At 50.4% G+C, this 26,846-nt stretch carries 23 protein-coding genes; 8 read left to right on the top strand and 15 right to left on the bottom strand.

The genetic code is table 11. The annotated features are described in order from the left end of the window. Window positions 1-137 precede the first annotated feature (137 nt). Both Pan161_RS06375 and Pan161_RS06370 read left to right on the top strand, forming a co-directional pair. Window positions 138-1,754 carry a hypothetical protein gene (locus tag Pan161_RS06375; protein ID WP_145225139.1) on the top strand — a complete coding sequence of 539 codons (1,617 nt, stop codon included), beginning with the start codon at window positions 138-140 and terminating at the stop codon, window positions 1,752-1,754. A 566-nt stretch (window positions 1,755-2,320) separates the two neighbouring features. Beyond that, complete coding sequence (locus tag Pan161_RS06370; RefSeq protein ID WP_145225137.1) at window positions 2,321-3,322, top strand: type I phosphomannose isomerase catalytic subunit; 1,002 nt, start codon at window positions 2,321-2,323, stop codon at window positions 3,320-3,322. Between the two features lie 25 nt (window positions 3,323-3,347). On the opposite strand, the gene glnD is transcribed toward Pan161_RS06370, so the two are convergent. The 4 genes from glnD to Pan161_RS06350 form a co-directional block, all read right to left on the bottom strand. Continuing rightward, window positions 3,348-6,047 carry a [protein-PII] uridylyltransferase gene (gene glnD / locus Pan161_RS06365; RefSeq protein ID WP_145225135.1) on the bottom strand — a complete coding sequence of 900 codons (2,700 nt, stop codon included), beginning with the start codon at window positions 6,045-6,047 and terminating at the stop codon, window positions 3,348-3,350. Window positions 6,048-6,126: 79 nt separating this feature from the next. Continuing rightward, the gene (locus Pan161_RS06360; protein WP_145225133.1) at window positions 6,127-6,465 is read right to left on the bottom strand and encodes a P-II family nitrogen regulator; all 339 of its coding nucleotides are present in this window, start codon (window positions 6,463-6,465) and stop codon (window positions 6,127-6,129) included. A 91-nt stretch (window positions 6,466-6,556) separates the two neighbouring features. Continuing rightward, window positions 6,557-6,895 (bottom strand): P-II family nitrogen regulator, encoded by a 339-nt coding sequence (locus Pan161_RS06355; protein WP_002648670.1) that lies wholly within the window; start codon window positions 6,893-6,895, stop codon window positions 6,557-6,559. A 227-nt stretch (window positions 6,896-7,122) separates the two neighbouring features. Next, on the bottom strand, window positions 7,123-8,481 hold the full coding sequence (locus tag Pan161_RS06350; protein WP_145225130.1) for an ammonium transporter: 1,359 nt from the start codon (window positions 8,479-8,481) through the stop codon (window positions 7,123-7,125). A gap of 374 nt (window positions 8,482-8,855) precedes the next feature. On the opposite strand from Pan161_RS06350, the gene Pan161_RS06345 reads away from it, so the two are divergent. Beyond that, window positions 8,856-9,920, top strand: coding sequence for a prepilin peptidase (locus tag Pan161_RS06345; RefSeq protein WP_315851557.1), 1,065 nt, complete (start codon window positions 8,856-8,858; stop codon window positions 9,918-9,920). Between the two features lie 71 nt (window positions 9,921-9,991). Here the strand turns inward: Pan161_RS06345 and Pan161_RS06340 are convergent, their stop codons facing one another. The 5 genes from Pan161_RS06340 to larE all read right to left on the bottom strand — a co-directional run bounded on the left by Pan161_RS06340 (window position 9,992) and on the right by larE (window position 13,741). After that, complete coding sequence (locus Pan161_RS06340; RefSeq protein ID WP_145225125.1) at window positions 9,992-10,489, bottom strand: Fur family transcriptional regulator; 498 nt, start codon at window positions 10,487-10,489, stop codon at window positions 9,992-9,994. A gap of 40 nt (window positions 10,490-10,529) precedes the next feature. Next, window positions 10,530-10,829: a Fur family transcriptional regulator gene (locus Pan161_RS06335; protein ID WP_145225123.1), complete on the bottom strand. Its 300-nt coding sequence runs from the start codon at window positions 10,827-10,829 to the stop codon at window positions 10,530-10,532. 47 nt (window positions 10,830-10,876) lie between these two features. Beyond that, entirely contained in the window at window positions 10,877-11,314 is a 438-nt protein-coding gene (locus tag Pan161_RS06330) for a flagellar biosynthesis anti-sigma factor FlgM (protein ID WP_232103759.1), read from the bottom strand. 380 nt (window positions 11,315-11,694) lie between these two features. Next, window positions 11,695-12,792 carry a threonine aldolase family protein gene (locus Pan161_RS06325; protein ID WP_145225119.1) on the bottom strand — a complete coding sequence of 366 codons (1,098 nt, stop codon included), beginning with the start codon at window positions 12,790-12,792 and terminating at the stop codon, window positions 11,695-11,697. A gap of 85 nt (window positions 12,793-12,877) precedes the next feature. Beyond that, window positions 12,878-13,741: an ATP-dependent sacrificial sulfur transferase LarE gene (gene larE / locus Pan161_RS06320; RefSeq protein WP_145225117.1), complete on the bottom strand. Its 864-nt coding sequence runs from the start codon at window positions 13,739-13,741 to the stop codon at window positions 12,878-12,880. A gap of 446 nt (window positions 13,742-14,187) precedes the next feature. On the opposite strand from larE, the gene Pan161_RS06315 reads away from it, so the two are divergent. The 5 genes from Pan161_RS06315 to Pan161_RS06295 all read left to right on the top strand — a co-directional run bounded on the left by Pan161_RS06315 (window position 14,188) and on the right by Pan161_RS06295 (window position 19,545). Then, the gene (locus Pan161_RS06315) at window positions 14,188-16,080 is read left to right on the top strand and encodes a c-type cytochrome domain-containing protein (protein ID WP_145225114.1); all 1,893 of its coding nucleotides are present in this window, start codon (window positions 14,188-14,190) and stop codon (window positions 16,078-16,080) included. 155 nt (window positions 16,081-16,235) lie between these two features. Then, on the top strand, window positions 16,236-17,345 hold the full coding sequence (gene thiO / locus Pan161_RS06310; RefSeq protein ID WP_145225112.1) for a glycine oxidase ThiO: 1,110 nt from the start codon (window positions 16,236-16,238) through the stop codon (window positions 17,343-17,345). Between the two features lie 25 nt (window positions 17,346-17,370). Continuing rightward, the gene (gene dtd / locus Pan161_RS06305; RefSeq protein WP_145225110.1) at window positions 17,371-17,820 is read left to right on the top strand and encodes a D-aminoacyl-tRNA deacylase; all 450 of its coding nucleotides are present in this window, start codon (window positions 17,371-17,373) and stop codon (window positions 17,818-17,820) included. A 30-nt stretch (window positions 17,821-17,850) separates the two neighbouring features. Further along, complete coding sequence (locus tag Pan161_RS06300) at window positions 17,851-18,111, top strand: hypothetical protein (protein WP_145225108.1); 261 nt, start codon at window positions 17,851-17,853, stop codon at window positions 18,109-18,111. 204 nt (window positions 18,112-18,315) lie between these two features. Beyond that, window positions 18,316-19,545, top strand: coding sequence for a CvpA family protein (locus Pan161_RS06295; protein ID WP_197995725.1), 1,230 nt, complete (start codon window positions 18,316-18,318; stop codon window positions 19,543-19,545). A 255-nt stretch (window positions 19,546-19,800) separates the two neighbouring features. Here the strand turns inward: Pan161_RS06295 and Pan161_RS06290 are convergent, their stop codons facing one another. The 6 genes from Pan161_RS06290 to Pan161_RS06265 form a co-directional block, all read right to left on the bottom strand. After that, window positions 19,801-20,196 (bottom strand): hypothetical protein, encoded by a 396-nt coding sequence (locus tag Pan161_RS06290; protein WP_145225104.1) that lies wholly within the window; start codon window positions 20,194-20,196, stop codon window positions 19,801-19,803. A 420-nt stretch (window positions 20,197-20,616) separates the two neighbouring features. Further along, on the bottom strand, window positions 20,617-21,585 hold the full coding sequence (locus tag Pan161_RS06285; RefSeq protein ID WP_145225102.1) for an acetyl-CoA carboxylase carboxyltransferase subunit alpha: 969 nt from the start codon (window positions 21,583-21,585) through the stop codon (window positions 20,617-20,619). Between the two features lie 106 nt (window positions 21,586-21,691). Further along, the gene (locus tag Pan161_RS06280; RefSeq protein ID WP_197995724.1) at window positions 21,692-23,200 is read right to left on the bottom strand and encodes a serine/threonine protein kinase; all 1,509 of its coding nucleotides are present in this window, start codon (window positions 23,198-23,200) and stop codon (window positions 21,692-21,694) included. Window positions 23,201-23,392: 192 nt separating this feature from the next. Next, on the bottom strand, window positions 23,393-24,517 hold the full coding sequence (locus Pan161_RS06275) for an efflux RND transporter periplasmic adaptor subunit (RefSeq protein WP_145225098.1): 1,125 nt from the start codon (window positions 24,515-24,517) through the stop codon (window positions 23,393-23,395). Window positions 24,518-24,671: 154 nt separating this feature from the next. Then, a complete protein-coding gene (locus Pan161_RS06270; protein WP_197995723.1) occupies window positions 24,672-25,400 on the bottom strand; it encodes a YiiX/YebB-like N1pC/P60 family cysteine hydrolase in 729 nt (242 codons plus the stop codon). A gap of 299 nt (window positions 25,401-25,699) precedes the next feature. Beyond that, window positions 25,700-26,794 carry a methyltransferase gene (locus Pan161_RS06265; protein WP_145225093.1) on the bottom strand — a complete coding sequence of 365 codons (1,095 nt, stop codon included), beginning with the start codon at window positions 26,792-26,794 and terminating at the stop codon, window positions 25,700-25,702. Window positions 26,795-26,846 lie beyond the last annotated feature (52 nt).

The raw sequence follows: 26,846 nt of genomic DNA, 5'->3' as shown, positions 1-26,846 counted from the left end.
ACTAAGCTGCTGAGAACAGAAATCGGAATAAAAAAAAGATCTGTACCATTGAGTGCAGGTCTTTTTTTATATTCAGAGTCATGACAAACTGCTGCTGGCAGCGTGGTTCGCGAATTGAATCCACCGGGAGAATAGTAGTGTCAGTGTCTGAGATTGAATCAGGAATTGCTGAATGGGAAATGGGCTCTCGTGAATGGTATCTTTCTACGGGGAGTATCTGGTTAGCATGTCTGCTTTTAACAGGCAGTGTGACAATTGCTGACCCCGATTTGTGGGGACATACCCTCTACGGTTTACGTGCCTTGCAGCAACATGTTCTGGTAGAACGCACTGACCCATTCTGTTATACCGAACCGGGCACGATCTGGATTAACCATGAATGGTTCTCTGAATTGACATTTGGCTGGCTCTGGAGTCAGATGGGAAATCCCGGGTTATGGCTGTGGCGTAATTTCTGGTTATGCATGATTCTGATTCCAGCCTGGATTGCATTAAGAAAATCCCGGGCAAGTCTCTCTGGTGCCGTCCTGTTATTGGTCTACGGTGCATTCTGTCTGGCACAGTTTGTGGTTTTTGTTCGCCCGCAACTGGTCACATTTGGTTGTTTTGCATGGACACTGTTACTGTTGCGTGACTATGTTGATCGACCTCAGGCAAAAGGGGTCTGGTATCTGCCCGTGGTCATGCTCTTCTGGTCGAACTCTCACGGTGGCTTTCTGGCCGGGGTCGGTATCGAGGCCCTGGTCGTTCTGTGGGTGGGATGGGGCTTTTTTCAAGGCCTCTACCAGCGGAGAGATTTTCTCAGACTGGCAGTGGCTGTTGCAGCGAGCTGGCTTGTGACTCTGATTAACCCTTATGGGATTCAATTGCATCAGATGCTCTGGGATCATCTGATTACGACACAGATCGTCCGTGAATGGCAGCCGCTGTGGCAGGCCCGGCAGGCACTGATGTATTATATCCCGTTTCTTTTGATTGCGCTGGCTTTTTTCCGTTCGAGAAAATGGGAGTGGATTGATCTGATGCTGATTGCAGTGGTCGCCTGGCAGGCGGTCAGTCATATCAGGCATGTGGCTTTACTGGCGATTGCCGTAATGATTCTCTTACCCCGGCCGATCACAGACGCAGTAAGAAGTCTGTTTCCCATCATGAACAAGCAATGGTCAGGGCCCACAAGACTGGGATTACGGTCCGTGCTGATCATCGTGATGACTCTGGCGATTCTGGGACTGGGGGCTCATACGGTGACCCATCTGCAGGGAGAAGGAGTTCCGCCCTGGCAGATTGGAGTGGAGACAGTAAGCAGAGCTCCCGGGATGCCTGTGGCCGCCATGGAAGTCTTAAAGAATGAACGTCTGACCGGGAACATTCTCACGGATTATGGCTGGGCTCAATACGTGATCTGGCAGACTTTTCCCGAATCTCGTGTTGCCTTTGATGGGCGTTATCGGACAGTGTACTCAGCTCAATTGGAAGAGGAGTTTATGGCATTTCAGAAGCTGAATCAGAATTCCAGCACATCGACCCCACTGCTGGATCAATATCCAACGGAAATCATTCTTCTGCCAAAGTCTCAGCAGACGAATGGCTATCTGAAGAACAGGCATGACTGGTCCCTGATTTATGAAGATGAACAGGCTACACTCTGGGGCAAAGACGTTAACCGGTTTCAGGCAACGATAGCACGTTCCCGGCGGGCAGCAATTCTGAAGCCGGAAATACCCAAATGGATGCTTTTTCCAGCAGCCCCCTGAATCAGGAACTCAGCCTTAAATGAATGGGAACTAATTTCAGACAACCAATTCCAGAGCGAATTTCAGCGACAGAAATGGGTATCTTTCATGGCGTTTGCAGCAGGTCCGGTTGGATTGTCCGAATCGAGTTGAAACAGGATTTCGTTTCCCTCGATATCAACTACCGTTAAAAACTGATCTCCGATCTGTATTGTGTCGCCAATGGTAAGTTCAACTTCTAAACTTTGAGTTATCAGATCTGCCACTTATGAGCCTTTCATCGATAAACAGCGATATTTCACCAGACAACAGGTCGAAACCGGGCACCGATATGTGTACATGGGATCTGTCCTGGCTGTCGATGGCTTCAAGGGGGGAGAGATTAGCAGGAGTTCCCGTTTATGGCAATTGAAACCTTTTCAAATCGTTAGTTGTCAGAAAACAGCAAAATAAATCAGGAGATCCCCGATCTCACAATTAGTACAGATTATAGTTGCAATTGAGGGGTTTCCTGAATTACGATTATAAAAGCTTCTATCTTTTCCAGTCTTTCTATCTTGTTACCGGGTATTACTTTTCATCTAATTATGTCATTACAAGAAGTCCAATCCACGGCCACCTTATTACCGCTGGAGTTCACGCCGATCTTAAAGCGTGCCAGATGGGGGGGGGAGCGTCTGGGCACTCAGCTGCATAAATCAATTGGTGTCGAACAGGATTATGGAGAAAGCTGGGAACTCTCTGACTATCCGGGAGCACCCACCCTGATTGCCAGTGGGGAATTCGCTGGCTGGACATTGTCAGAGCTGATTGAAAAGAACCCGATCGCGTTGTTTGGGGAGGGGAAGAGCTATCCACTATTCCCGATACTCATCAAATTTATTGATGCGACTGACCGACTTTCGTTGCAGGTTCACCCGGATGCGGGTCAGCTGCCCCGTTTTGATGCGACGAAATCGGGGAAATCTGAAGCCTGGGTCATTCTGGATGCATCGCCTGAGAGTCGTATCTACGCAGGTTTAAAGCAGGGGGTGAGTCCAGAGCAACTCCGGAAACATCTGGAACAGGGAACCGTTGAAGAGTGTCTGCACAGCTATCCTGTCCGAAAAGGAGACTGTGTTTATATTCCCGCAGGTACTCTGCATGCGATTGGTGAGGGGATTTTACTGGCCGAAGTGCAGCAGACAAGTGATGTGACCTATCGGTTATTCGACTGGCATCGTCTGGATCAGTCAGGCAGTCCCCGTCCCGTACATGTCGAGCAGGCAATTTCCTGCATTGATTTTGATTTGGGACCCGTCGATCTTTTAAAGCCCGAAAAGCAATTTCGAGCAAATCACCAGATTGAAGAATTGCTAACGTGCGCGCATTTTTCTATTCGTCGGCATGTTTCCCATGAATCATTTCAACTGCATTCATTGAATCAGGCTCAGATCCTGATCGTCCTGGAAGGTTCCGGTCAATTGGATTGCTGTGCAGAAACGTACGAACTGTTTCAGGGAAAAACGCTGCTGGTACCCGCGGCTGCCTCGGATTGTCAAATCCATATAGAGACGCCAGTTACTTTTCTGGAAGTAGTACCCGCCTGAGTCGACGCCAGAGGCATGAGGTCAGTCAGACGCGCTGGTAGCGTTTGTAGCCTTCCAGTTCAAAATCATGCAGGGTGCGTTCCATCTGTTCTTTCACTTCCTGCAACCTGTCTCCATCCTCTATTTTCCGTTCGTGCTCATCAATGACGTAAAACACATCCACAACCTGATCGAGGTGCGTAGAAATTTTTGCCATCACCACAGAGAGCCCCATACGGCTGATGGCGCGAGAAACGATATACAGCAGCCCGGTACGGTCATGGGCGATCACATCAATAATGGTACAACGCCTGGAAGACTGATTATCGATTTCCACTCGACCCAGATCAAACTCCCCACTCAGACTGGCTGATTCGTGAAAACGCTGATTGTTTAAGAACATGGTCTTGGCGTCACTCTCGCCGATGACAGCTTTGCGGATTTCCGTTTCGATCGTCTCCACACGTGAGCGAGGTACTGCGCTTGCATAATCATGATCAATGACGCGAAAGCTGTCGACCACTCCACCGGAGGCACTGGTCGTAATCTGTGCAGAAATGATTTCCATTCGCCGGGAAGTAAATACACTGACCATACGGTGAAAACAGGATTGTGAATACAACGCTGAAGCGATCACATGATAATTAACCGTAGCGGTTTCCGGTTCAAATTCACCTTCGACAACGATCTGGTCTGAAGGGAGGTCCCGCAGAATCTCAATGTCTGCTGCAATCCGTTCCGGGGGGGTGACCAAAAGATAATGCGGAGAGAAAGAATTGAACAGTTCTGTGAACCAGGTCTCTTCCTGTTCCTCTTCATGGGCGTGCAGGAGAGGCAGATTCAAATAACTGCGCACCTGTTGTTTGACGCGCGCGAGTCGCTGATCGCGATTGTAGCGTGAATGTTTCCCCCCCAGTAGAAGCATGGTACGTTCATAAAGATCTGCCAGCAATTCGGATTTCCAGTCTGTAAATACACCCGGGCCAACAGCTGTGATGTCTGCTGCGGTCAGTACATACAGCATTCGTAATTTTTCTGGACTGCCGACTTTCTGGCTGAAGGCAAACAGGATATCCGGATCAGAAATATCACGCCGAAAAGCCAGATGTGCCATATTTAAATGTTCAAAGACCAGAAAGACCAGCAGTTTCTGTTCTTCTTCTTTCAATCCCAGCCGAACCGCAGTGTCCGTAGCAATCATGGCACCCATTTTACAATGGTCTTCTCCGTAACCTTTCCCGATGTCATGTAACAGGATGGCCAGGTTGAGGATATCTTTTTTCTCGATATGGCGATACGAACTGCCAAGGCTTGAGTCATCGGTAGAGTATGTTTCAGAGGCTTCGATCGCGCGAAAAGTATGTTCGTCGACTGTGTAGCTGTGGTACTGATTAAATTGCAGCAGGCAATAGGCGTGTTTCATATAAGGGATCAGTAAATTCAAGATCCCCGTTTCAGACATGGTCCTCAGTGTCGGGCCCAGGTTCGTACTGCGATTCAGAATGGCACGAAACAGATCGATCGTCCGGTTGGAGACAGTCGGTGGCAGGGTGAGTGCTGATTCCCGGATGGCATCGAGAAGATCAGGGGCAATTGAGATTCCATACAGCGAAGCAGTATCAAACAGTTTCAGGATATCTTCCAGACTGTTGCAGACTTGAACGCGGTATCTGGGAATCACATCCAGATGATCAGGGGCGATTTTGAGAATTGAGTCCGAACGGTGTGTCATCAGGAAGTCGTAGATGCGCGAGAGCAGGGGCTGAGGTCGATGCGTTTTGATAAACCGTTCGGTGATCTCTGCGACTGCTTTACTGTGTCTGAAATATTCCTGCATCAGCAGCTCGACGGGGCGTTGACCATTTGTGCCTTCAATCTGACGTTGTTCGGCCATCCAGAGTTGTGTGTCTTTGGTAAACAGATCCTGCTGGCGACCTGCTTCGTAATGCAGCTGGATGCGTACTTTGAGTAGATAGTCGCGGGCATTTTTCAGGGTTCTGACATCGCGACTGTTGATCCGCCCATCGAGTCGCAGCATGTCAAGATTCGCGGTTCCATAGCGGGCAAAGCCTGTCCAGCGCAGGAGGTGAATGTCGCGCAATCCGCCGGGAGAGCGTTTGATATCGGGTTCCAGTTGCATGACCGCGCCGCCATGCTGTTTACGTTCCTGCCAGCGTGCTTCGACACACTGATCGAAGAAAACCCGTCTGCGAAACAAAATCACATGTCGATAAAATGCCCGGATCAGCTGTTCGGCAAGATGTTCATCACCCCAGATGGCACGGGCTTCAATCATCGCAGTGGCAAATTCGGGTTCGGTACGTGCCATTTTAACAGAGTCGGCAATCGTCCTCAGGCTGTGTCCCAGCTTTAAGCCGGCATCCCAGCAGTTGCGAACGATGTCTCCCACAAACTCCGCGAATTCATCGTCAACCTGATTCCGGTATAGAAACAGCAGGTCCACATCAGAGTAGGGGGCCATCAACCCGCGACCAGAACCACCTATCACGAGAATAGAGCAGTTTTGAATCAGTAACTTCTGGCGTTTTTCAGGAAGTTGCAGAAACTGATCCTGAATGATCTGCAGCAGCAGCTGTTCGATCGATTCGGCGATCGCAGTACCGATCTGCAAGCCGCTGGCGCCATTGCGCAAGAGCTCTTGACCTCGTAGGCGGGCTTGCTCTACCTTCGTGCGATAAACAACAAATTGTTGTGCATTGCAGGAAGTCGACGTGTGTGACATCATCAATTCCAGGCTGAAACGAACGCGAACAAAAGAAGCCCGGATTCAAGACAGTATATCTTGCAGGAAATCTTGCGAAGAATCAGACCGCTTCCGGACCAGTTTCTCCCGTACGGATTCGAATGACTTCATCGAGAGTGGTAATGAAGATTTTTCCGTCACCAATCTGCCCGGTACGTGCAACCTGTGTGATCGTTTCAATGGTTTGAGGAACCATATCATCCTGGACCACAATCTCGAGTTTCACTTTCGGAAGAAAGTCAACGATGTATTCATTGCCTCGATAGGTTTCCTTGTGGCCGCGTTGGCGACCAAAACCACGGACTTCACTGACAGTCATTCCACTAATGCCAATTTCAGAAATCGCATTTTTGACTTCTTCAAGTTTATAGTGGCGAATGATTGCCTCAATCTTTTTCATTTAAAGCTCTTTCGAAAACCGTAATTTCAGTCAGCCAGACTGACGTAAAGCAAAAGGGGCAAAAACACGCCCCTCGCTTTACCGTCATTTGTTAAAGCGCAGTATCTCCGGCTTCTCCTGTTCGGATCCGGATAATATCTTCGATGGGTAACACGAAGATTTTTCCATCGCCGATCTGTCCGGTGCGTGCTGATTCCAAGATTGTATCAACAACGGCTTTGACCTGATCATCGGGAACGATGACTTCCATTTTAGCCTTCGGTAGAAAATCCACGGTGTATTCTGCACCACGGTACTGTTCTTTGTGGCCTTTCTGGCGACCAAAACCACGTACTTCAGACACTGTCATGCCCTGTACACCAATTTCTGTCAGAGCATCTTTAACTTCTTCCAGTTTGAAATGTCTGATGACAGCTTCCACTTTTTTCATCGGAATCATACTCCCAGAAAAATGCCCGGTTTTCTTCCAGCGCTTTCAGAAACCCAGACGACTATCACACTTAGGATATTATATCGCAATTGTCGGGAAATCTCGATACCGCAAATTGATTTCCCTGAAAAAACAATCAGAACTATTGATCTGACAGGCCTTTCGGACCGAAATTCCTGAAAATGGGAACGAGAGTCGGCCTGAAGCCGACCCTCGATTCCCTGATATTACAGGAAGATATATCCTTCTTCCCCATGTTGACTCAAATCAAGTCCTTGAATTTCACCATCTTTACTGACCCGCAGACCCATTGTCAGGTCGATCAGCTTCAGAATAATAATCGTTCCCACTACTGAAATGACGATCGCAGCGCCCACGCTGACCAACTGATTGATCAACTGCTGCGAATTTCCTTCCAGTAGACCGGAACCGTCCGCATCTCCCGTAATGGCTTTGGTCGCAAAGACCCCGGTGAGGATGGCCCCCACAGTTCCCCCTATGCCATGAACGCCAAAGGCATCCAGGGAGTCATCGTATTTGAACTTGGACTTCAAAGTGGTACAGGCGAGATAGCAGGCAAAACCGGCAATCAACCCGAGAATCATTCCTGACAGGGGGGTTACCGTACCACAGGCAGGCGTGATACAGACCAGGCCTGCTACTGCACCAGAACAGGCTCCGAGAATACTGGGTTTGCCATTGAAATACCATTCTGCAATCGCCCAGGCCAGAACTCCAGCCGCTGCAGCCAGGTGAGTGGCGACAAAGGCATTCACGGCTGCCGCATTCGCACCACCGGCACTACCTGCGTTGAAGCCAAACCAGCCGACCCACAGCATGGTGGCACCGATAAATGTATAAGTCAGATTGTGTGGCGGCATTGGTTCCTGACCGTATCCCAGTCGTTTTCCCAGCAGGATCGCACAAACCAGCGCAGAGAAACCGGAACTGATATGAACAACAGTTCCTCCTGCGAAGTCGAAAGCAGGGAAAAGTGCTTCTTTATTTCCATCGTACAGCCAGCCGGTACTGGACCAGACCCAGTGTGCGATGGGGCAATAGATGAAAGTACCCCATAGAATGGAGAAGACCACCATCGAGCTGAATTTCATACGTTCGGCGAACGCCCCACAAATCAGTGCCGGGGTTATGATGAAAAACATCATTTGAAAAACCATAAACAGGGCATCTGGTATGGAGCCATTATTGGGAGTATGCGAGGTGCCATCTGCCCAGTAGGGAATCACCCCTTTGAGGAACAGGTGGTCAAAGCCTCCCACAAAACCGCCGAGAATATCTGACCCAAAGGCAAGGCTATAACCCCAGACTGCCCAGACGACTGACATGAGCCCCATCAGGAACACACATTGCATCATGACACCCAGAATGTTCTTTTTCCGGACCAGTCCGCCATAAAACAATGCCAGTCCAGGGGCGGTCATCATCAAAACCAAAGCTGATGAGACCATCATCCAGGCCATGTCGGCACCATTTAACTCAGCAGAAACTTCCAGCTGGGCTGGTGCTTCTACGCTTGAAGGTTCTGGAGGGGGACTTGTTTCCTCGTCAGCGAAGATCTGTCCCATTCCGGATAAACTCAAGAAAAATGTGATCAAAGCACAGTACGTAATCTGTCTGTAGACTCTCCTCATTACGAAGGCCTTTCCGAGCGCGAAAAAATTGTCAAAGCAGTGAGCGAGCGCTTTGGTTCCCTGAATTGATCGGACGATCTGCGAAGTGGATGAATCGCTTCAGACGATTGTGCGAGCAGGCAGTTTCATCTAAATTGATTTTTTCATCCAACCGCAATTGCGATTCGATGAAACAGGCTTCACCATATCCTCCATCCAGCATGATCTTTACGATCAAATCAGTTAACGCGTCAGTCTACCAAAGCCCTGCAGTAAAATCACCCAAGAAAGAATGGGTTTTGTTCAGGATTGGTTAAGATCTGACGAGAGTGAGAGTGGGACAATTGAATAGTATATTATTGCCTGGAATCTTGTTTTTCGCAGGGGCTGTTATTGGTCTAGTCGTGAATGCCTGGGTGCGGCTGATGACCCTCCAGCCTGTCATTCGCCCCCTGACTCGCTGCGAGGCCTGTGGCGCGCGCGTCCGATTCTGGAAGTTGATTCCAGTGCTTCGCTGGCTGCCGATACAAAACCAGTGTCGAGCGTGTACTGCGAGACTGCCACGTTCAGAGGTTCTGCTGGAAATTTTAACCGGCGCGCTGTTTGTACTGTTTTATTTCATGGCGGTGCAGTTGCGCTGTCTGGAAGTGCCTTCCGTCCGTCCGTCCGGGGAAATGCTGGAATGGCGGCTGCTGTATTTGTACGTCTTGCTGACGCTACTGGTCGCTGCGACCTCGATTGACTTTCGCGAGTATCTGATTCCCGATCAGATTACACTTCCCGGGATGCTAATTGGTGTACTGGGGGCTACGATCGCCGGTCACCTGCAGATCATTCATCTGTGGGTGGACTGGAATCAGGCGGTTCCGGGACTGAGCGGACCATATATTCCCGAATGGATCAAAGTTCATTCACACTGGCACGGATTGAGTTGGAGTCTGGCGGGATTGATTGTCGGGGGCGGGCTCACCTGGGGATTGCGTCTGGTATCATCCGTATTGCTGGGACAGGAAGCGCTCGGGTTGGGGGATGTGACTCTGATGGCGATGGTGGGCAGCTTTCTGGGTTGGCAGGCGATTCTGCCGATCCTGCTGCTGGCTCCGCTATGTGGGATTTTGATTGGCTTTCTCACACGGGTGATGAGTGGAAAAACCTATCTGCCCTACGGGCCTTACCTGTGCGCCGCCACTTTAATTGTGCTGATGGGCTGGAAATGGTTCTGGCTGGCAGAATGGCCGGCGCGTGTTTCGGGAGCAGCTCCTGAACTTTCGATTCGGAAATTATACGGCGATGGTCTGGGGCTGGTGATGATCGGCGGGATTGCTCTGGGCGCACTCATCCTGTTGCTGGTTCTATTGCGGATTTATCGGGCGATCCCTGTGAAACGCCGCTGACCCTGTAAGACTGAGTGCTGTCAGGAGAGCAGGGGGCCAATTTCGCAAAAATCATCGCTGGCAGATTGGGCTCAGATGAGATCCAGCTTTTTATGACGACGTTGAGGAGGCCGGGAACATTCATCGCAGATTCCGTAGACTTCAAGTCGGTGTTCGTTCATACGGAAGTTAATTTCATCTGCCAGCTTTTCCAGGATTTCCGCAATATCATCGTTCTGGAATTCAAACAGCTCCCCACAGCTTTTACAGATAAAATGATCGTGCTGCGGGTAGCCATAGTCATGCTCGAATACATCTCGGTCATTGGTCCGCGCGACTTTTCGCAGCAGACCTGCATCTTCCAACCAACCTAAGGTTCGATAGACGGTCGAACGGCTGACACGACGTCCGGTTTTCTGCAGCTTCATACGCTCGACCAACTGGTCGGCATCGAAATGTTCGTGGGAAGAGAAAACTTCAGCAACAATCAACTCACGTTCCTGAGTCAATCTCATTCCCTTTGTGGCCAGGTACTCTCTGAATTTCTCCGTGGGAGACACAGCGATTTCCAGGCTTTCAAAATTGAGCACTGTTGATCTCTTCCTCTTCTAAAGTCGTCAGGTACGCGGATTATTCTGATTCAGGTTGATAAATATCGCGGTCATTGTTACGTCCTGCTTTTCGCAGCATTCCTGCTTTTTCCAGCCAACCAATTGTGCGGTATACAGTCGAGCGGCTGACGCGGCGCCCAACACCTTGATCTGCCATTCGCTCAACCAACTGGTCTGCGTCAAACTGTTCATCAGAAGAGAAAACTTCAGCAACGATGATTTCTCGTTCCTCAGTCAATCTTATACCCTGGGAGGCCAGGTACTCTCTGAATTTCTCAACAGGAGACATAGCGATTTCCAGGCTTTCAAAATGGAGCACGGTCTATCTCTTTCTCATCTAATTTCTCTAGTACGCTTAGACGTGGTTTATTCAGAATCAGATATCTGATCCAGCATACGGCTCAAAGCTGCATCCAGCTTTTCATCCGTATCATAAGTTCCGTCGTCAATAGCCGCCTTGATTTGTGCTAACCGCTCTGCACGCATATCGGAGTTGTTCGTCATTTCATCCAGCATTCGACCGGCGGAAGAAATCTCTAGTTCATCCTGAGGAGAAGAGATTGGCTTCGAAGCAGGTGTCTGTTTGATGTTGGTGTTGCTCGGACCGGTCTGCTTACTGATAGGCAGAGATCCGGAAATAGAACTGGTGCCGTTAACATCCATGGCGGCATTCCCCCTGTCACGTGGTTCTGAACCTGTCGGGGTAGAATTCTCCCGACCATTAGTTACTGTATGTGGTTCATGATATCGTAAGACGGGGGATCGATTCAACTGGTAGTCTGCAGTCATGGCCAATTCTTTCATTGAATTCACTGAATTTCCAGCGTTTTTGCCACTTAATGAAGCAAAAGAACACCTGTTTTCAGTTTGTCATCAATATTGAATGTAGAATGGCTTCCTGCACATCCTCCAGCTCAATGGAGTCTAAACGAGTAATAGGCTGAATTGAAAGACATGTTCCTATGTCTTTACGGCCTCAATCGTTGAGGGGAGTCTGAACCTTAATTGCATCGACTGACCCGTTGTCAGAAGTTTAATACCTGATGCAGAAATCATGGGAACGTGACAGGACTCGACCGCTGGTATCGATTATGCCGATTATGTGATGCAGGAAAAACAGCCTGTATCACATAGAATAACTATCGCGGTTAAGTCTTACAGCAGAAACGATTTCAGGTGATCGATTATCCTCGGGCATACGGGCCGGTCGCCATTCCCTGGTACTGATCCAGGCCTGCTTGCAGCGCGGCGCGGACAGCGGCGGGAACCTGTTCAATCTGGGCGCGGCTGATATCCAGGTGCGTGCAGGCCCGCAGGGTGGAATTCCCCATGGCTCCGATTCCGACTCCTTCTTTTCTGAGAGCGGCTGCCAGTTGCATCGCATTTCCCAGCTCCGGGTGGACATCAAAGAAGACGAGGTTGGTCTCGGTGTGCTCAGGATTGATAGAAATTCCTTCAATCTCAGCCAGCTGTCCGGCGAGGAAGCGGGCGTTGTCATGATCCACCTGCAGCCGTTCGATATTATTTTCGAGGGCATAAATACAGGCGGCTGCCACGATCCCCGCCTGTCTTAAAGCGCCGCCAAAAATTTTGCGTGAGCGGCGGGCGTGGGTAATCGCTTCCTGAGAACCGACCAGAATTGATCCCATCGGGCAACCCAGTCCTTTGGAAAAGCAGATCGAGATGGTATCCAGCGGGGCGCAGACCTCTTTCATCGAATAGCCGCCAGCGATACAGGCATTAAAAATACGTGCGCCATCCATGTGAGTATTCAAACCGTTCTCGTGCGCCCAGTCGCAGATTTCAGTGAGTTGGTCGAGCGGGTAATAGTGCCCACCACCTGCGTTGGTCGTGTTTTCTACGCATAAGAGCTTTGTGCGTGTCAGATGCTGATCATTGGCGCGAATCTTTCCGCGGAGACCTTCCACCGTCAACATGCCTCTTTCACCGGTCAAGGTACGACAACTGACGCCACTGAGAATGGCCGGTGCGCCCCCTTCAAAGATCGCGATATGACCGAGTTCGTGAATCAGCAGTTCATCGCCGGGCAGGCAGTGAGCGCGCAGACCCATCTGATTGGACTGCGTTCCCGAGCAGGCAAAGACAGCAGCTTCCTTACCGAGCAGGTCGCAGATCATGGCTTCGAGCCGATTGACGGTGGGGTCTTCCCCATTCATGTCATCGCCCAGCTCTGCAGAGATCATGGCCTGCAACATTTCCGGGGTTGGTAGGGTTTTTGTATCACTGCGAAGATCGATGAAGGACGAACTGTCTGAATCCACGGCTGGTTTCCTTGTCATTCGTTGCGGTTATGCTGTGTTGAGTGCTGTTATATCAGAAGCGACCAGAAATTGATCTCTCCTGAGTTCAGGTTTTTGGAGCGGCTATCTGCAGATCATTGATGGAAAGAAAACTATTGAGGCTGCCTGAGCGAAAACCCTGCAGATCGAGTGTGACATTTCGGAACCCAAGCTGCAGGAAATGGTCGGAAATCTGAGTGAGCGCTGCAGGGGTGGTCAGTTTGGGGATCTCGACCAGAGGAACTTCAATGCGGGCCAGTTCATTGGGCTCCAGACGGACCCGGAGTTCCCGGATCTTAAACTGTTCACTGAGAAACTGTTCGCCTCGATCAATCCTCTGCACCCGTTCCTCGGTGACTTCGACACCATAGGCGATGCGACTGGACAGGCAGGGGTGTGCGGGTTTATCCCAGATTGGGAGTTCCCAGTAATGTGCCAGGGCGCGGACATCTTCTTTGGTAAACTCCGCTTCGATGAGAGGGCTGCGTACATGGTAATTTGTCGCTGCCTGCATTCCAGGGCGGTGATCGCCGCGATCATCCAGGTTGGCTCCGTTGACCAGGGTGGCGGTTTCCCACTCGGTTCCCGCAATGGATTGACTGAGAATCTGATACAGTTCCGTTTTACAGAAAAAGCAGCGATTCGGGGCATTGGCCCGGTACTCTGCGGTGGTGAATTCAGATGTGGAAACCAGGCGATGTGGAATACCAATCAGTTCGGCCAGGTGGATTGCTTCTTCTTTTTCGCCCGAGGCCAGGCTGGGGCTGACCGCAGTGGCCGCCAGTGCGTACTCGCCGCGCGCCAGAAAAGCAGCCTGCGCGACGACGGTACTGTCTACACCCGCAGAAAAGGCGACAATAATCCGGTCCATGCTCGCCAGAATTTCCGTCAGGCGTGTGGATTTTCGGGATAATTCTGCGGTCAGAGACATAGTCAAAAGATAAGAATATATATGAGGTTATCAGGAATTCGTGGGATTTATGACTATTATAGACAACCTGAGGCGGCATTGTCTTGGAACTTCAGGTTAAAATTGTGGGATTCCCAGTCAAGAGAGCTAAAAAGCCACGAATCCACGGGGGAGAAGGGAGGTTCAGTTAGCAGGGGAATTTACAGTCTGCCTCTGGATCTGCGATTCATCGCATTCAGATCTTTTTTCTCATTCCCATGGCCATTATACTGAAAACAATGAAAACTGAGAGTCACATCAATTGCGGGATACCGGATTGAGGCAGACTTTCAAGATATAGATGCCTGATTGCACAAACCACTTTATTCAGTCGGAAGAGAATCTCCTGTCTCGTCGTTCATTGAGCAGAGCAGGGGAGTCGCGTTGAATTACGCCATCCATCCCGTTTCAAAACTAAGAGGAAAGTTATGTCTCATCGGTCCGTTCAGATTACCCGGTTCCTCCTGGCTCTGGTTCTATTCTCCGGAATCCTGACTGCCACCAGCCAGGCAGCGAAGCTGACTGCGGAACAACGTAAGGAGTTGGCTTCGATCAAACGGAACCTGGGTAAAGCGGCAACGCTGATTCGTCAGAAAAAATATGACGAAGCGAAAACACTGACCGATGAAGAGGAAGCCAAGCTGGACAAGCTGGCTTTGGATGCAATGATTCCGGAAACCGATCCTGTCATCTTCAGTACCAAACGCTTGATTGATGCACGTCGGACACTACTCGAAAAAGCCATGGGAGGGGGAGGTGGTACTCCTGGTGCCAATAAAGGAATCAGTTTTGAATCGCAGATTGCACCGATTCTCAATGAGAAGTGTTCCAACTGCCACGGCGCACAACGGGCGAGTGCGAATCTGAATTTGAATACATTTGCAGACATGCGAAAAGGGGGACGGACTGGCTTGCTGCTGGTGCCGGGTAATCCGAGGGCCAGTCTTCTGGCACTCAAATTGATCGCGCCAGATAATCAGCGGATGCCGAAGAATGCACCGGCTTTGGAACAGAATCAGATTGAATTGATTGCGAAATGGATCCAGGAAGGAGCCCGCTTTGATGGTGAGAAAGAGACTGACCCCATTGGCGCTTCTGCAAAAGCGAAAAAGAACCCCGTCAAAGTGGAGATGGCAACGGGTAATGAAAAAGTTTCCTTTATGAATGACGTTGCCCCCTGGATGCTGGATTTCTGTATGCGATGTCACAGCGGAAATAACCCGGCCAGTGGATTCTCTGTCATGACCTTTGAAGATATTCTGCGCGGCGGTGATACCGGGGAAGTGATCGTGCCCGGGAAACCGGACGACAGCCGTCTGTGGCAACTGGTAGGTTTACAGGATCCAATCAAAATGCCTCAGGGGCAGGCATTGCTCAAACGAAAAAACGCCAATGATCTGAAAACCTGGATTGAAGAAGGTGCCAAATTCGATGGTAAAAATGCCAAAGGCAACTTGCGGGAAATGGTTCCAACTGAAGATGAGAAACGGATGGCGGAACTGGCAACGCTTTCGCCGGAAAAATTTGCTGATATGCGTCGGGAAACACTGGAACCCACCTGGAAACGCGCATTGAACAACGAAAAGCCGGAACTACTCGAGACAGATGATTTTATTTTCTATGGAAATGTCGGTTCAGATCGACTGAAGCAGATCAGTGGCTGGGCTGAAACCCAGGCGGACAGCTTACGAAAACTGTTCAATGAAAAACAGAAACCACTCTGGCGAGGCAAACTGGCTGTGTATGTGATCAAAGACCGGTTCGGTTATTCAGAATTCAATCAGACCAATGAAGACCGCCGGGTTGACCCTGCTACAACCTGGCATTCCAAAGTCACTCCGACTTCTCTGGAAGCCTATCTGGTTCTGCAGGATGTTGGTGATGAGGCGAGCTTGGATTCTCCGGGTCTGCAGACCAATGTCGTTGCGGGATTGACCAATGCGGCAATCCAACGTGGAGAAGGGGATGTGCCGATGTGGCTGTCTCGCGGTTTGGGAATGCTGCTGGCGGCGAATGGTTCATCCGGTCAAAAATATTTTGAGTCGCTAAGACAGGAAGCGCTGAATGCGGCTCCCAAAGTGACGCGCCCCGAACAACTGGTTGCCGAGGGGACCTTTTCACCTTCCGAAACGACGGCTGTCGGATTTACGCTGGTTGAGTTTCTGATCAACAACGGGGGCGCACAAAAGATGGCGCTGCTGTTGAAGGAATTCAAAGCGGGAACCGCAGCGCCTGCCGCATTGCAGAAAGTCTACGGGACGAATCTGCGGGCACTGGCGACTGCTTATGCCAGGACTCTACGCCCCGGTAAGTTGAATTGATATTCCCGTGCATTGGAATCAGACAGAAAAGCAGGGGGCTTCGTTTCCTGATTTTGGAAATGAGTGGCAGCCCCTGTGATTCTGCAGTCAGTCCGCTATAATCTACCGCCTTGAATGTCTCGTTTTGAAGAGTGTGACCAGGGCTCGTGAAACCCATGATGGATGTAAATATTATTGGCGGCGGAGTGATCGGCCTTTCGATCGCTTACGAACTGGTGAACCAGGGTTTGACGGTTGCCGTTTTTGATCGTCAGCAGTTCGGGCAGGAGGCCTCCTGGGCCGGTGCCGGCATGCTGCCTCCCGCGAAACTCGAATGCGCGACGACTCCCGGAGGACAACTCCGCGCCGCCAGTCAGCCGTTGTGGCCCGAGTGGTCGTGTCGTCTGCAAGAGGAATCGGGAATTGATAACGGCTATCTGATCTGTGGTGGCTTGCATGTCTCTCTGTCTGAAGATATCGCCGACTGGCAGAGTTATGTAGAGGACTGGCGAAAAACCGGGACCGCTGTCGAAGAACTGGACTCTGTTTCATTACGGGAACACGCACCATTTTTAAATCCACAGATCGCGTCTGGTTTCTCTCTGCCTGAAATGGGACAGGTTCGTAATCCAAGACATATGAAAGCGCTGCTGTCTGCGTGTGCCAATCGAGGAGTCGCAATTCATGCAGGGGCTCCTGCCGTCGGATTTGAAACCAAAGGTGAGAGCGTTACGGGAATACAAACACCATTTGGAATCCACCAGGCGGGACAAACCGTGATTGCAGGAGGCGCCTGGTCGCCTGAACTGCTCAGTCGACTGGGGATTCAGTGTGAGCTGGTCCCCGTGCAGGGGCAGATTGTATTACTGTCAATGAAACGTATCCCATTTCGACAGGTGATCGAATCGGGACGCCGCTATCTCGTGCCCCGCAGTGATGGAAAAATTCTGATCGGCTCCACAGAGAAACAAGCCGGCTTCAATAAAGAGAATACGGCAGAGGGAGTGGCAGGGCTGATTGCATTCGCGCAGTCTGTCGTGCCAGAGTTGAAGGATGCGACATTCGAACGCGCCTGGGCGGGCTTGCGACCCAAGTCGATTGACGGTCTGCCATACCTGGGACGCGTTGATGGTTATCAGAACCTGATCATGGCTGCCGGGCATTACCGGGATGGCTTACAGCTTTCGCCAATCACCGCCAGGTTGATTCGGCAATTAATCTGTGAGGAAGAATTGTCGATCTCGCTGGATCCGTTTGCCTGTCAGCGCGGCATTAAGATTAATTGAGTAACTTCCACGAGGAGAGATTGCTTTGAGAGCTGTGGTACAAAGAGTATCCCGTGCGAGTGTGACGGTGAATGGTGAGATCACGGGAGAAATCGAGCAGGGGTTTCTGGTCTTGCTGGGCGTGGAGCAGGATGACACGCAGGATGATGTGATTTACCTGGCTCAGAAAGCCGCGGGTCTGCGTGTGTTTGAAGATGCGGACGGAAAAATGAATCTGGCGTTGTCTGATGTGAACGGTAAAATGCTGGTGGTGAGTCAGTTCACCCTGCTGGGAGACTGCCGCAAGGGACGCCGACCGAGTTTTGTGAATGCAGCGCGACCCGAACAGGCGAATGAACTCTATCAGAGTTTTGTGGCGGAAGTCCGTGGTCAAGGCATCCCGGTGGAAACAGGTCGTTTTCAGGAACACATGGATGTGGAACTGGTCAACGATGGACCCATCACGTTGCTGTTGGACAGTAAGAAACAGTTTTAATTACTCGGCTCCAGATCAGAGGCAGTTCTTATGACGCTGTATCAGAGAATTTTCGCGATTCTTATCAGTGTGGCTGCCGTGGTTTTTCTGTGCGGTGCTCCCGGTTACCTCATGCGGTATCTGGATGAAGAGACAGAATTAGCGATCTATTTCTATGGTTTATTTGTGATCCTGTTAAGCACTTCGATACTGCTTCTGGTTTATTCCGTCTGCCAAATGATTGTGATCGGCTCTGAATACTGTCGTACTCAGGTAAAATTGAAACCGGGCGAGCAGAATTCTGACAGATGACCCCTGCTTTTCTATTTTGAAAATTTACCCTCGTTTATCTTTGCCTCCGGGATTTTAGACCCAAAATCTGGTCTTTCCGCAGAGCTGAAATTTGGCCTATAATCCCCTTCCCTTGACTTGATGAAAAATCGGGGGAGTGCAAGCAGGGGAGAGGGCCTACCCCGAAATTTCTCATGGACGACCCGAACTAGACAGGATGTCGCGATGTGGTTTGATTTGATGATTGTTGGGATTCTTATTTATGCTGTCTGGAAAGGTGCCTCCAAGGGAGTCGTCTGGCAGCTGGCCGCGATTGCAGCGCTGGTGCTCTGCTTTGCGTTTGCAGAATCTCTGTCATTGCAACTGGCTCCGCTGATCAATGTGAAACCGCCACTCAATCGCTGGATCGCAATGCTGGCCATCTACATTGGCTTCTCATTTATCTCGTTTACATTGGCGCGGAGCTTAAAGACCGCCATCGATTCCTTGAAATTCAATGAGTTTGATCGCCATCTGGGGGCTGTACTGGGGCTGCTGAAAGGCGTCCTGTTTTCCCTTTTCCTGACGTTCTTCCTGATCACCATTTCTGAAACTGCCCGGGCGACCGTATTGGAATCACGCAGTGGTTATGCAGCGGCAGTGATTCTGAATGAAATGGCACCGGTGATGCCGGAAGAATTGCATCATATCCTGGATACATGTCTGGCTAAACTGGATCACCCGGGAGTCGATCTGCACGATCACCATGACGATGAACTGTTTGGTGAAGATCACGACCATAGTCAGCACGGGGATCCCAATCCGTTTCCTCCCGGTTCGAATGATCTCCCTAATCCCTTCTTTGAGAAATCGGGGAATGGCGGTTCGGACGTCAGAACTACGAAGCAGGATTCCTTACTCAAACAGATCCTGAAGACTATTCCCAGCTATCTGAAAAGTGAGCTGGAAGACAGAGTGATTGAAGCCTACAACGCGACCGCTCCTGAGGACCGGGAACAGTTCGCCAGAGAGCTGCAGTCGCGGATTCCCGGTGTGTTAAGAAATGTGACAAACGACTGGCAGGATGGTCAGCCCCAGACTTCGCTTCCGGCTGACAGTACACTGTTTGGAGCCAATGGAGGGCAATCAGTTCCGAATGCACAAGGCGTCACTCAGGAGCGGACAAAACTTCTGGGAGATATCGCCGCCATCTATTCAGATTACCCGGAAGCGCAGAATTCGTTGATTGAAGAATTTGAATTCACGCTGACGGGACTGCCAGACCAGGTGGTCCTGGCTGCGTTGCAGGACTGGCGGGCAGACCTGTTATTAAACGGGGGAGACCCCGATCCTAAAACAGATGTCACGACACCATTGGATACACGCATTCTACGTCAGTTGGAACTGCAGCAAGTGCCATTAAATTCATTGGGATCTGCGTTGCAGAACCGGATGCTTGATGCACAGCGCAGATGAAAATCTAAGGCGGAATGCGAGTCTGCTTTCAGTATCAATGCGATGCTGAAGCAGAGATGCATTGAGAGATATTTAGAGTTCAGTTTTAAATAGTACGTTGAGTGGGAGAGTAGAATCAGGGGAATCGTAAACACTATAAAAACAGGCTGAAAATCACGCCGAACTTAACATAACGGACATTATCGGACGTTCGTGGTGGGGTGCTTTATTGAGAATAGCTGTGTTGCCTGTGCTCTCATGCCCTGGATAGCGTCATTAAAAGCGGTATGTAAACAGAGGCGACTGCTCTCTCGTGGAAGTCCGTTTTACAGCAAGGTTGATTTCACTCTGCTGCCGTGTCTCGACGAGATCTGAGTGATCCCTTGTTAGTATCATCGTTCGCGTCTGTTGAACGTTCTGACCATGCTGAAACCAGCGACGGGATATCGTCTTTTGATACCTCAGTTTTCGTGTCTCGATCCGCGTCACCTGGCCGGTTCTGAGCAGCGATTTCCAGGCGTCCATTTTCTCTGTGGCTCGGGGCGATTTGACTGCGATCTCTGCCGTCGATTCGTTCCCTTTGAAGTCAACTTCCCGGAGAACGGTTTCACGGATCTGCTTGCGCACCTTTGCGTCTCTCGTGGCCTCTAACTGGATTTGTGATTCGATCATCGCACTTCCCATTTTTAACTCGCTGACGGGCCTCTGAGAGACCGGTTTCAATCCACGCGAACAAATGAAGTGTTTTCATCAGCGTTGCATGAAAACAAGGGCTCAATCCTCAATCGATTTCTCGACCGGAAACGTCTACTCAAAGCATAGCATCCAAACGGGCCCCTGACGGGTTGAGAGTGGCAGAACTTTGACGGGCCACGGCTGCATGCAGGCGAAGAGTTGTGCAGGCGTTCTTGAGATTCTTAAGGCGGCAAGGATACGACGTATTGAGAAAAGATTCACTCTCGCTCTTCTGTCAAAACGCTTCTACCATTTCACGAGCCACGAAAAAAAGCGTACGCCCATTGATGGTTCCTTTCTGGAATTCAACGGGCGTACGCCTGATATCTTTGTTGCGATGCCGGGACCGCGGCGGTCTTATGCGGTTTCTACTTCGAGTGTTTCGTGGAACTTGCCGATCTTGCGGAACTTTTCGTAGCGATTATCGACGAGTTGATCTTTCGAGATGCTCGTCAAGTGCTTCAGGTTGGCGGATAAGGAAGCCTTCAATGCGGTCGCCATCTGGCGATGATCTCGATGGGCACCCCCCAGTGGTTCCGGAATGACTTCGTCGATGATGCCGAGTTCGAGCAGATTCTGACTGGTGAACTTCAAAGCGTTGGCCGCTTCTTTGGCATATTTCACATCCTTCCAGAGGATGCCGGCACAGCCTTCCGCTGTGATCACGGAATAGTAGGCATACTGCAGTACGGAGATGTGATCGCCAACGCCGATTCCAATTGCGCCCCCGGATCCCCCTTCGCCAATCACGACGCAGATGATGGGGGTTTTCAGTAGCGACATTTCCCTGAGGTTGATTGCAATGTTGTAGGAGATCCCTTGTTCTTCGGCCTTGATGCCCGGGTAAGCACCAGGGGTATCGATCAGGCAGATAACAGGGATTCCGAATTTTTCTGCCATCTTCATTTTGGAAAGGGCTTTGCGGTAGCCTTCCGGATGAGCACAGCCGTAATAGCATTCGGTGCGCTCTTTTAACGTGCGTCCTTTCTGCTGTCCGACAAACATGACTTTCTGACCGTCCAGTTTCGCAAGGCCCGTCAGAATCGCACGGTCGTCACCGATGGCTTTGTCGCCATGCAGTTCGACGAATTCATCAAATACGAGTTCCAGGTAATCGAGTGTCTGTGGTCGTTCCGCATGACGGGCGACTTTGCATGTGTCCCAGGCATCCAGGTTTTCAAAGATCTCACGTTTCATACGCGTGATTTCCAGTCGCATATTGCGAATGGCGTCTTTGGTATTGGGGGTCGGATTGGGTTCCTGCTCAATTTTCTTGAGCTGCTCTTCCAGTTCGTAGATGGGACGCTCGAACGGAAGCTGATTCATAACAGACATAGTATTTGAGACCGCGTATTAAAATGTATGGATAGATAGTGAAAAAGATGCCAGCCAGTTTACCAGATGCAGGCAATTCCTGGAAGATTTTATGTTTTCAGAACACATCCGGCAATTCATCCATGAAGGGAAGATCGTCATCATTTTTGGATTTTTGCTCTTTCTCTTCATTTTTTGGTGGTTCCGGCTGATTTTGAGGTGGTTTCGGGGCCTGTTGAGGAGCCGGCGACTGCGGAGGCGCATTCGCAGCCGGAGGTTGCGTAGCAGGCTGCTGTTGCGCCGGAGGTTGTTGCTGTGGTGGTGGCTGCTGTCCCGGATGCTGTGGCTGGGGCGGGTATGGTTGTTGCTGATAAGGTTGTTGAGGGTATTGCTGTGGTGGATAAGGTTGCTGTGGGTATCCCTGTGGTGGTGGATATCCGCCGGGAGGCATGGGTTGCCCCTGGTACTGTGGCGGGTACATTGGTTGCTGATATTGCGGCGGATAGATGGGTTGCTGGTACTGAGGCGGATAGCCTCCGGGCATGGGCTGAGGAGGCTGTTGCTGCTGTGGTTTTTTCTGTGGAGCTGGTTCCGGTTTGGGCTTGGGTTTGGCGTTGGCTTTACGATCAGCAATCAATTGCTTCGCGAGTTCCGGATTTTCTTTGACCAGTTCAGAGAGCCGCGCATCCGCACGACTGTCGAGACGTTTTTCCTTCATGGATTCTTTTTCAGCCTCATCCGCTTCCGCTTTTTCCTGCGCGATGACCTCTGAAATTTCTGCTTTGAACATCTTCAGGTTTCGAATGGTCGAGACGACTTCTTCCATGGAAGCAAAACGGTTCTCCGGTTTCTTGGCGAGCATCTTCAGAATAAATTCATCCATTTCCGGTGTGACGTTCGGATTAAAGCTGGAGGCGTACGGGGGCTTTTCGGAGATATGTTTTAACAGGACTTCCTTGGGGTTCTCTCCATGGAAAGGGGTTTTGCCGGTCAGGATTTCGAAGATTGTGATTCCCAGGCTGTAGATGTCAGCCGCTGGTCCCAGAGGCAGTTTTTTGATTGTTTCGGGAGCGATATAAGAGCGGGTCCCCTGTACTGCTTTGGGTTTGCCGAACAGCTTACCCAGCCCTTTGGCAATCGGGACCGCCAGCCCAAAGTCGATGATTTTTACTTCCGAACTTTTGCTGATCAGAATATTTTCGGGTTTAATATCTTTGTGGACCCAGCCCTTTTCATGCATGTGCCCTATCGCCATTCCCGTCGATTCAATCAACTTGCGGAGGCGGGCCTGCACGCTCTGGCGATCTGATGAAAGCTGTGACCGCAGATTCGGGGCCCGGAAGTAATCCATCAACAGGTAGACGTGTTTTTTGTTTTTGACAAATTTATGCAGATGAATAAGATTGGGATGATCAAGTGAAGCAGCCACTTTCGCTTCCAGTTTCATGGTCGCGACGATTTCCGGTTTTTTCATCGGTTCGGGCAGCAGCCGTTTCATTACGAAACTGTTGGTCCCCCCCTGTTCTTTTACTTCCCAGATTTGAGTTGTTGACCCATCTACAATGAGATTCACCAGCTCATATTCATCAACGATATTGTCTGCTTCTGTAGTTTCTGTTTCAGCCACTGCGCAACCTCTTGCTGTTAAGTGATTCGACGTAGATCCGTCGGACATCATTGTAGCCAATGACAATGATCTGCCAAAACCCGATTTCTGTGAGGAATCTGAAATTGGGCCTGTGAATCAATGGAATCGGACAGGACTTGGCATCGCATAATATAGTGTAACGAGCTGTATTACCCAGCGAAACAATGGATTCTAAAAGCTGACCTTTTTTTCAGGTGGTTTTGCGGGCTGACTGCCTGGGGTGGCAGATGGTGCAGTTTGTGATTTTCCCACGGTCAGCCGGGGTTGTACCTGTGTTCCGTCTGTCAGTGGTTGTGATGTGCTGACGATGATTTCATCCTCCTTATTAAAGGGAGCAGAAACATACAGACGTTCCGGGCCAATTTGTCCCAGGATCTGGGGTGTGAGGTCTCTGATCACATTTTCACGCACAATTTGAATTTTTCGCACCCCTTCCGGCGTATTTGAGACGGAGACCGTGGGGACTTCAGCAATCGGATAACGTGGGATTAACTCCACGCTGACGGACTGTCCTGGTTTGAATTGGGCGTTTTTGTTATCCAGAATCACGACGACAGATGTGATGGACTTTGCCAGATCACGGAGTTTCTCGAACTGTGGTGCTAATGGCAGAACCTGATCCACGGTCGCCTGGGTGGCCTGTTCCTCCACATTCAGACTGATGCTGGCCCCCTTCTGGGCCTGTTCGCGCGAGAGGGGGACTTCTACTTGCAGTTTTGAGGTATCCCCCAGTTCGACCAGGGGCTCCCCTGCTCTGACGAATGCGCCGGGAGCAGCAAGGATTCGGAAGATTTCTCCTTCGAATGGTGCGCGAATAATCGTCTGTTCCATGCGAATACCGGCGAGCTTCAAATCTGCTTCCGCCAGCGCCACGTTTGCTTTTGCGATAGCCGCCGCTTTGCCCGTGGCATTTTTCTGTTCCTCACGGGCCACTTCCAAAGCAGCTTCTGCCCGATCCAGCTCTGCCTGGGGAATCGAAGAATCCATTCGGACCACTACTGTTTTGGCGGTCGGCTTGTCTCCGGGTTTGACTTCGACGGTGTGTATGATGCCATCAATGGGCGCGGCAATGGACAGAGAACGCAGTGGTTTCAGATTGAGGGGAACATAGTAATCCCGCGGATGTCTGAGTGTGATTGACTCACGCTGAATGGAAACCGTTTGAGGTTCGCCAGTCTTTTCCTGAGAGAAGACCGCCGTGGGTGTACCGAATATGAGTAACAGTAGTCCGAATGCCGAACGATTTAAAATCGCATGCTGAGTTTTTGTTTGTCGGTCCTGAAAGGTCTTGATCATTGTGGCGCTTTCAAATACGAAACAGGTCACACTTACGAAGAATTCTTTCTCAGATTCTCGCTGACCGGTTGCGCAGTTTCAAGCAGTGTTTGCTGATCTTTCCCGGATTTCACAGAAGATCTGTGTAAAAATAAACCGGGCAGATGACTGCAGTTTACTGGCAGAGAACCCAGCCACGCAGTTTGACGCAGCAGGCAGAAGTGCAGTTCTTTGTATCCATCCAGAGTTGATGGCACCAGTTGCGAGGCTTTTCTGCCACAAGCGGAGGTCGTTCCAGTTCAAAGATGATCGAGGGCGAATAGCGATCTGCCTGAACAATGCCCGTGACCAGAGAAGCAGGAGAAACTTTCGCCGGTGACTGGGCCTTCATTAGATGGCAGGCTGAGAGTGCATCAATAGCATATTCAGCGCAGTGAATCCCTCGGGCGCGCGCGCCAGTGAGATGATGCCGGATTGAGTAGGGAGTTCCCAGCTTCTGATCCAGGTAGCGTTCGTATCGCGCAGTCATCGTTGGATTAAACGCGGCATTGGGTTGAAACACGTGTATGGTTGCCGGTCGTTGCGTATTCAGATAGTTTTTCAACGTCAGGCAGCGGGCACCAACCCCGTTCATACTGTCGTAGACCAGGGGTTCGCCATTTCGCATCACGATCATGGCGACATGGGTGTAAGCGCTTTGTGTATAAATTCGAACGGCAAGGCAATCGCCTTTACTGAACAGCAGGGTTCCCGTTTGCACTCGAGAAGTAAGGGAATCGGCCAGCTGGTCGAAAGTAGAAAAATTTGAAGTCATCAGTGGTATTGCAGCCTCGACTGGCTGTTCATTCCTTTGGGTATCCTGTGGTGTCGCTGCGAGGACCGCAATTGACAGGAATAATGACATATCAGCCTCCTTCTGAAAAGAGCAATCTGTTTCACAGTCCAGACGGTCTGGTTTCAGCTCCATCAAGAGTTGTTTTAGCGTTATTAAATGATATTTTCACATCCGTTCTTCGTTGTCAACGAGGATTTCTTGGGAAAAGATCAGAAAAAAACAGAATCTGACTCATAAAATCGGGAGTGATATATCTGTCTACAGGTGATTTTTCAGACAGAATGCACGATAAGAAATGCGCCCTGTTGTGTATGAAGGCGTGCGCAATATCGGAAGAAATGGGGGCTGTACAGCCAGCGGAGAAGATCTTATTCCGGTTTTCTGGCAGTGAGCATGAAATGGTGAACGGCCCCATCGATGGCGACATCAGTGAACAGGTCGAGCAGTCGATGCGCATACCATTGATACTGTTTGGTAGAGAACTGCAGCAGTCCCCCTGGCTTCAATGCCCGCAGGCACATTTGCAGAAAGGCTTCGCCCTGCTCTTCGCTGTTAAAATAAGATTTATTGGTCAACAGGTAATCATAGCTCTCAGGCATGATGCCTTCGTCAATCGCAGCTAATTTCACTGATACATTCGAGAGTTGATTCTTCTTGATCCCCTGCTCTGTGCATTTGACCGCCCGGGCATTGCCGTCGATGGCATGAATCTGAGCACCAGGACAGCGGGTCGCTGCCACAAACGAGACAATCCCGGAACCACACTCCAGATTGAGGATGGAGGATTCGTCAGAGAGTTCCATCAGGTTGATTAGCGCGCGGGCACTCTGGTTCGGTCGACGGTGACTGAAGACACCCGGCTGTGTGTAGGCGTAAAGCAGTTGCCCGCCTTCACGCATGGCAGACTCGTCCTGTAGACATTTTTTCTCAGGCAGTGTCTGCTGTCGCTTGCCCTGGTAGATGATGCCGGCATCAGAGACAATACGTGTGACTTTGTCGAACAGTGTCTGCAGAAATTTATGATATTCATAATCTTTGGTGCGTGAAGAAGCGATCGTCAGCGTACCGCCCGTCTGCAGCGCGTACGCCGCAGAAAGTGTCAGTTCGCGCGCCAGTTCATCGGAAAACTGTTCTGAGAGTGGCAGCAGCACGGCCTCATAATCGCCTGTGGGAAATTCGCTGTTGCAGAAAGTATTCCAAACGGGCGTTTGTTCCTGCTCTTCCTGCAGGAGACTGCATTTATGCTGGATCCGCTGTGCAATCGTTTTATCGTAGCTGAAACAGTCGATCCGATCTGTTTCTGAGACACGCTTCATCATCGCAGTCGTGAGTGGATACAGATTGGACTGAAAGCAGAGCGTCTGTGTAGAGCTCCAGTCCGCAGGCAGATAATCCAACAGCAGCTGTTCCGGCGGAGGTGCCTGTCTTTTTTGACGTTGTTTTTTTTTCGACTTACGCGACATGTTGTTTCAATTTTCAAGACAGTGGCTGTGTTGTGATGTCGTACTCAGATGA

Source organism: Gimesia algae (assembly GCF_007746795.1).
Classification (GTDB): Bacteria; Planctomycetota; Planctomycetia; order Planctomycetales; family Planctomycetaceae; genus Gimesia; species Gimesia algae.
Note: the sequence above shows the minus strand (reverse complement) of the source record. Positions and strands in the feature narration are given on the sequence as shown.

Coding starts and splice junctions, on each gene's coding strand:
- Pan161_RS06370 (WP_145225137.1), top strand. CDS start 2,321: ATGTCATTACAAGAAGTCCAATCCACGGCCACCTTATTACCGCTGGAG.
- glnD (WP_145225135.1), bottom strand. CDS start 6,047: ATGATGTCACACACGTCGACTTCCTGCAATGCACAACAATTTGTTGTT.
- Pan161_RS06360 (WP_145225133.1), bottom strand. CDS start 6,465: ATGAAAAAGATTGAGGCAATCATTCGCCACTATAAACTTGAAGAAGTC.
- Pan161_RS06355 (WP_002648670.1), bottom strand. CDS start 6,895: ATGAAAAAAGTGGAAGCTGTCATCAGACATTTCAAACTGGAAGAAGTT.
- Pan161_RS06350 (WP_145225130.1), bottom strand. CDS start 8,481: ATGGGACAGATCTTCGCTGACGAGGAAACAAGTCCCCCTCCAGAACCT.
- Pan161_RS06330 (WP_232103759.1), bottom strand. CDS start 11,314: ATGAAAGAATTGGCCATGACTGCAGACTACCAGTTGAATCGATCCCCC.
- larE (WP_145225117.1), bottom strand. CDS start 13,741: ATGTCTCTGACCGCAGAATTATCCCGAAAATCCACACGCCTGACGGAA.
- Pan161_RS06315 (WP_145225114.1), top strand. CDS start 14,188: ATGTCTCATCGGTCCGTTCAGATTACCCGGTTCCTCCTGGCTCTGGTT.
- thiO (WP_145225112.1), top strand. CDS start 16,236: ATGATGGATGTAAATATTATTGGCGGCGGAGTGATCGGCCTTTCGATC.
- Pan161_RS06300 (WP_145225108.1), top strand. CDS start 17,851: ATGACGCTGTATCAGAGAATTTTCGCGATTCTTATCAGTGTGGCTGCC.
- Pan161_RS06295 (WP_197995725.1), top strand. CDS start 18,316: ATGTGGTTTGATTTGATGATTGTTGGGATTCTTATTTATGCTGTCTGG.
- Pan161_RS06290 (WP_145225104.1), bottom strand. CDS start 20,196: ATGATCGAATCACAAATCCAGTTAGAGGCCACGAGAGACGCAAAGGTG.
- Pan161_RS06285 (WP_145225102.1), bottom strand. CDS start 21,585: ATGAATCAGCTTCCGTTCGAGCGTCCCATCTACGAACTGGAAGAGCAG.
- Pan161_RS06275 (WP_145225098.1), bottom strand. CDS start 24,517: ATGATCAAGACCTTTCAGGACCGACAAACAAAAACTCAGCATGCGATT.
- Pan161_RS06270 (WP_197995723.1), bottom strand. CDS start 25,400: ATGTCATTATTCCTGTCAATTGCGGTCCTCGCAGCGACACCACAGGAT.
- Pan161_RS06265 (WP_145225093.1), bottom strand. CDS start 26,794: ATGTCGCGTAAGTCGAAAAAAAAACAACGTCAAAAAAGACAGGCACCT.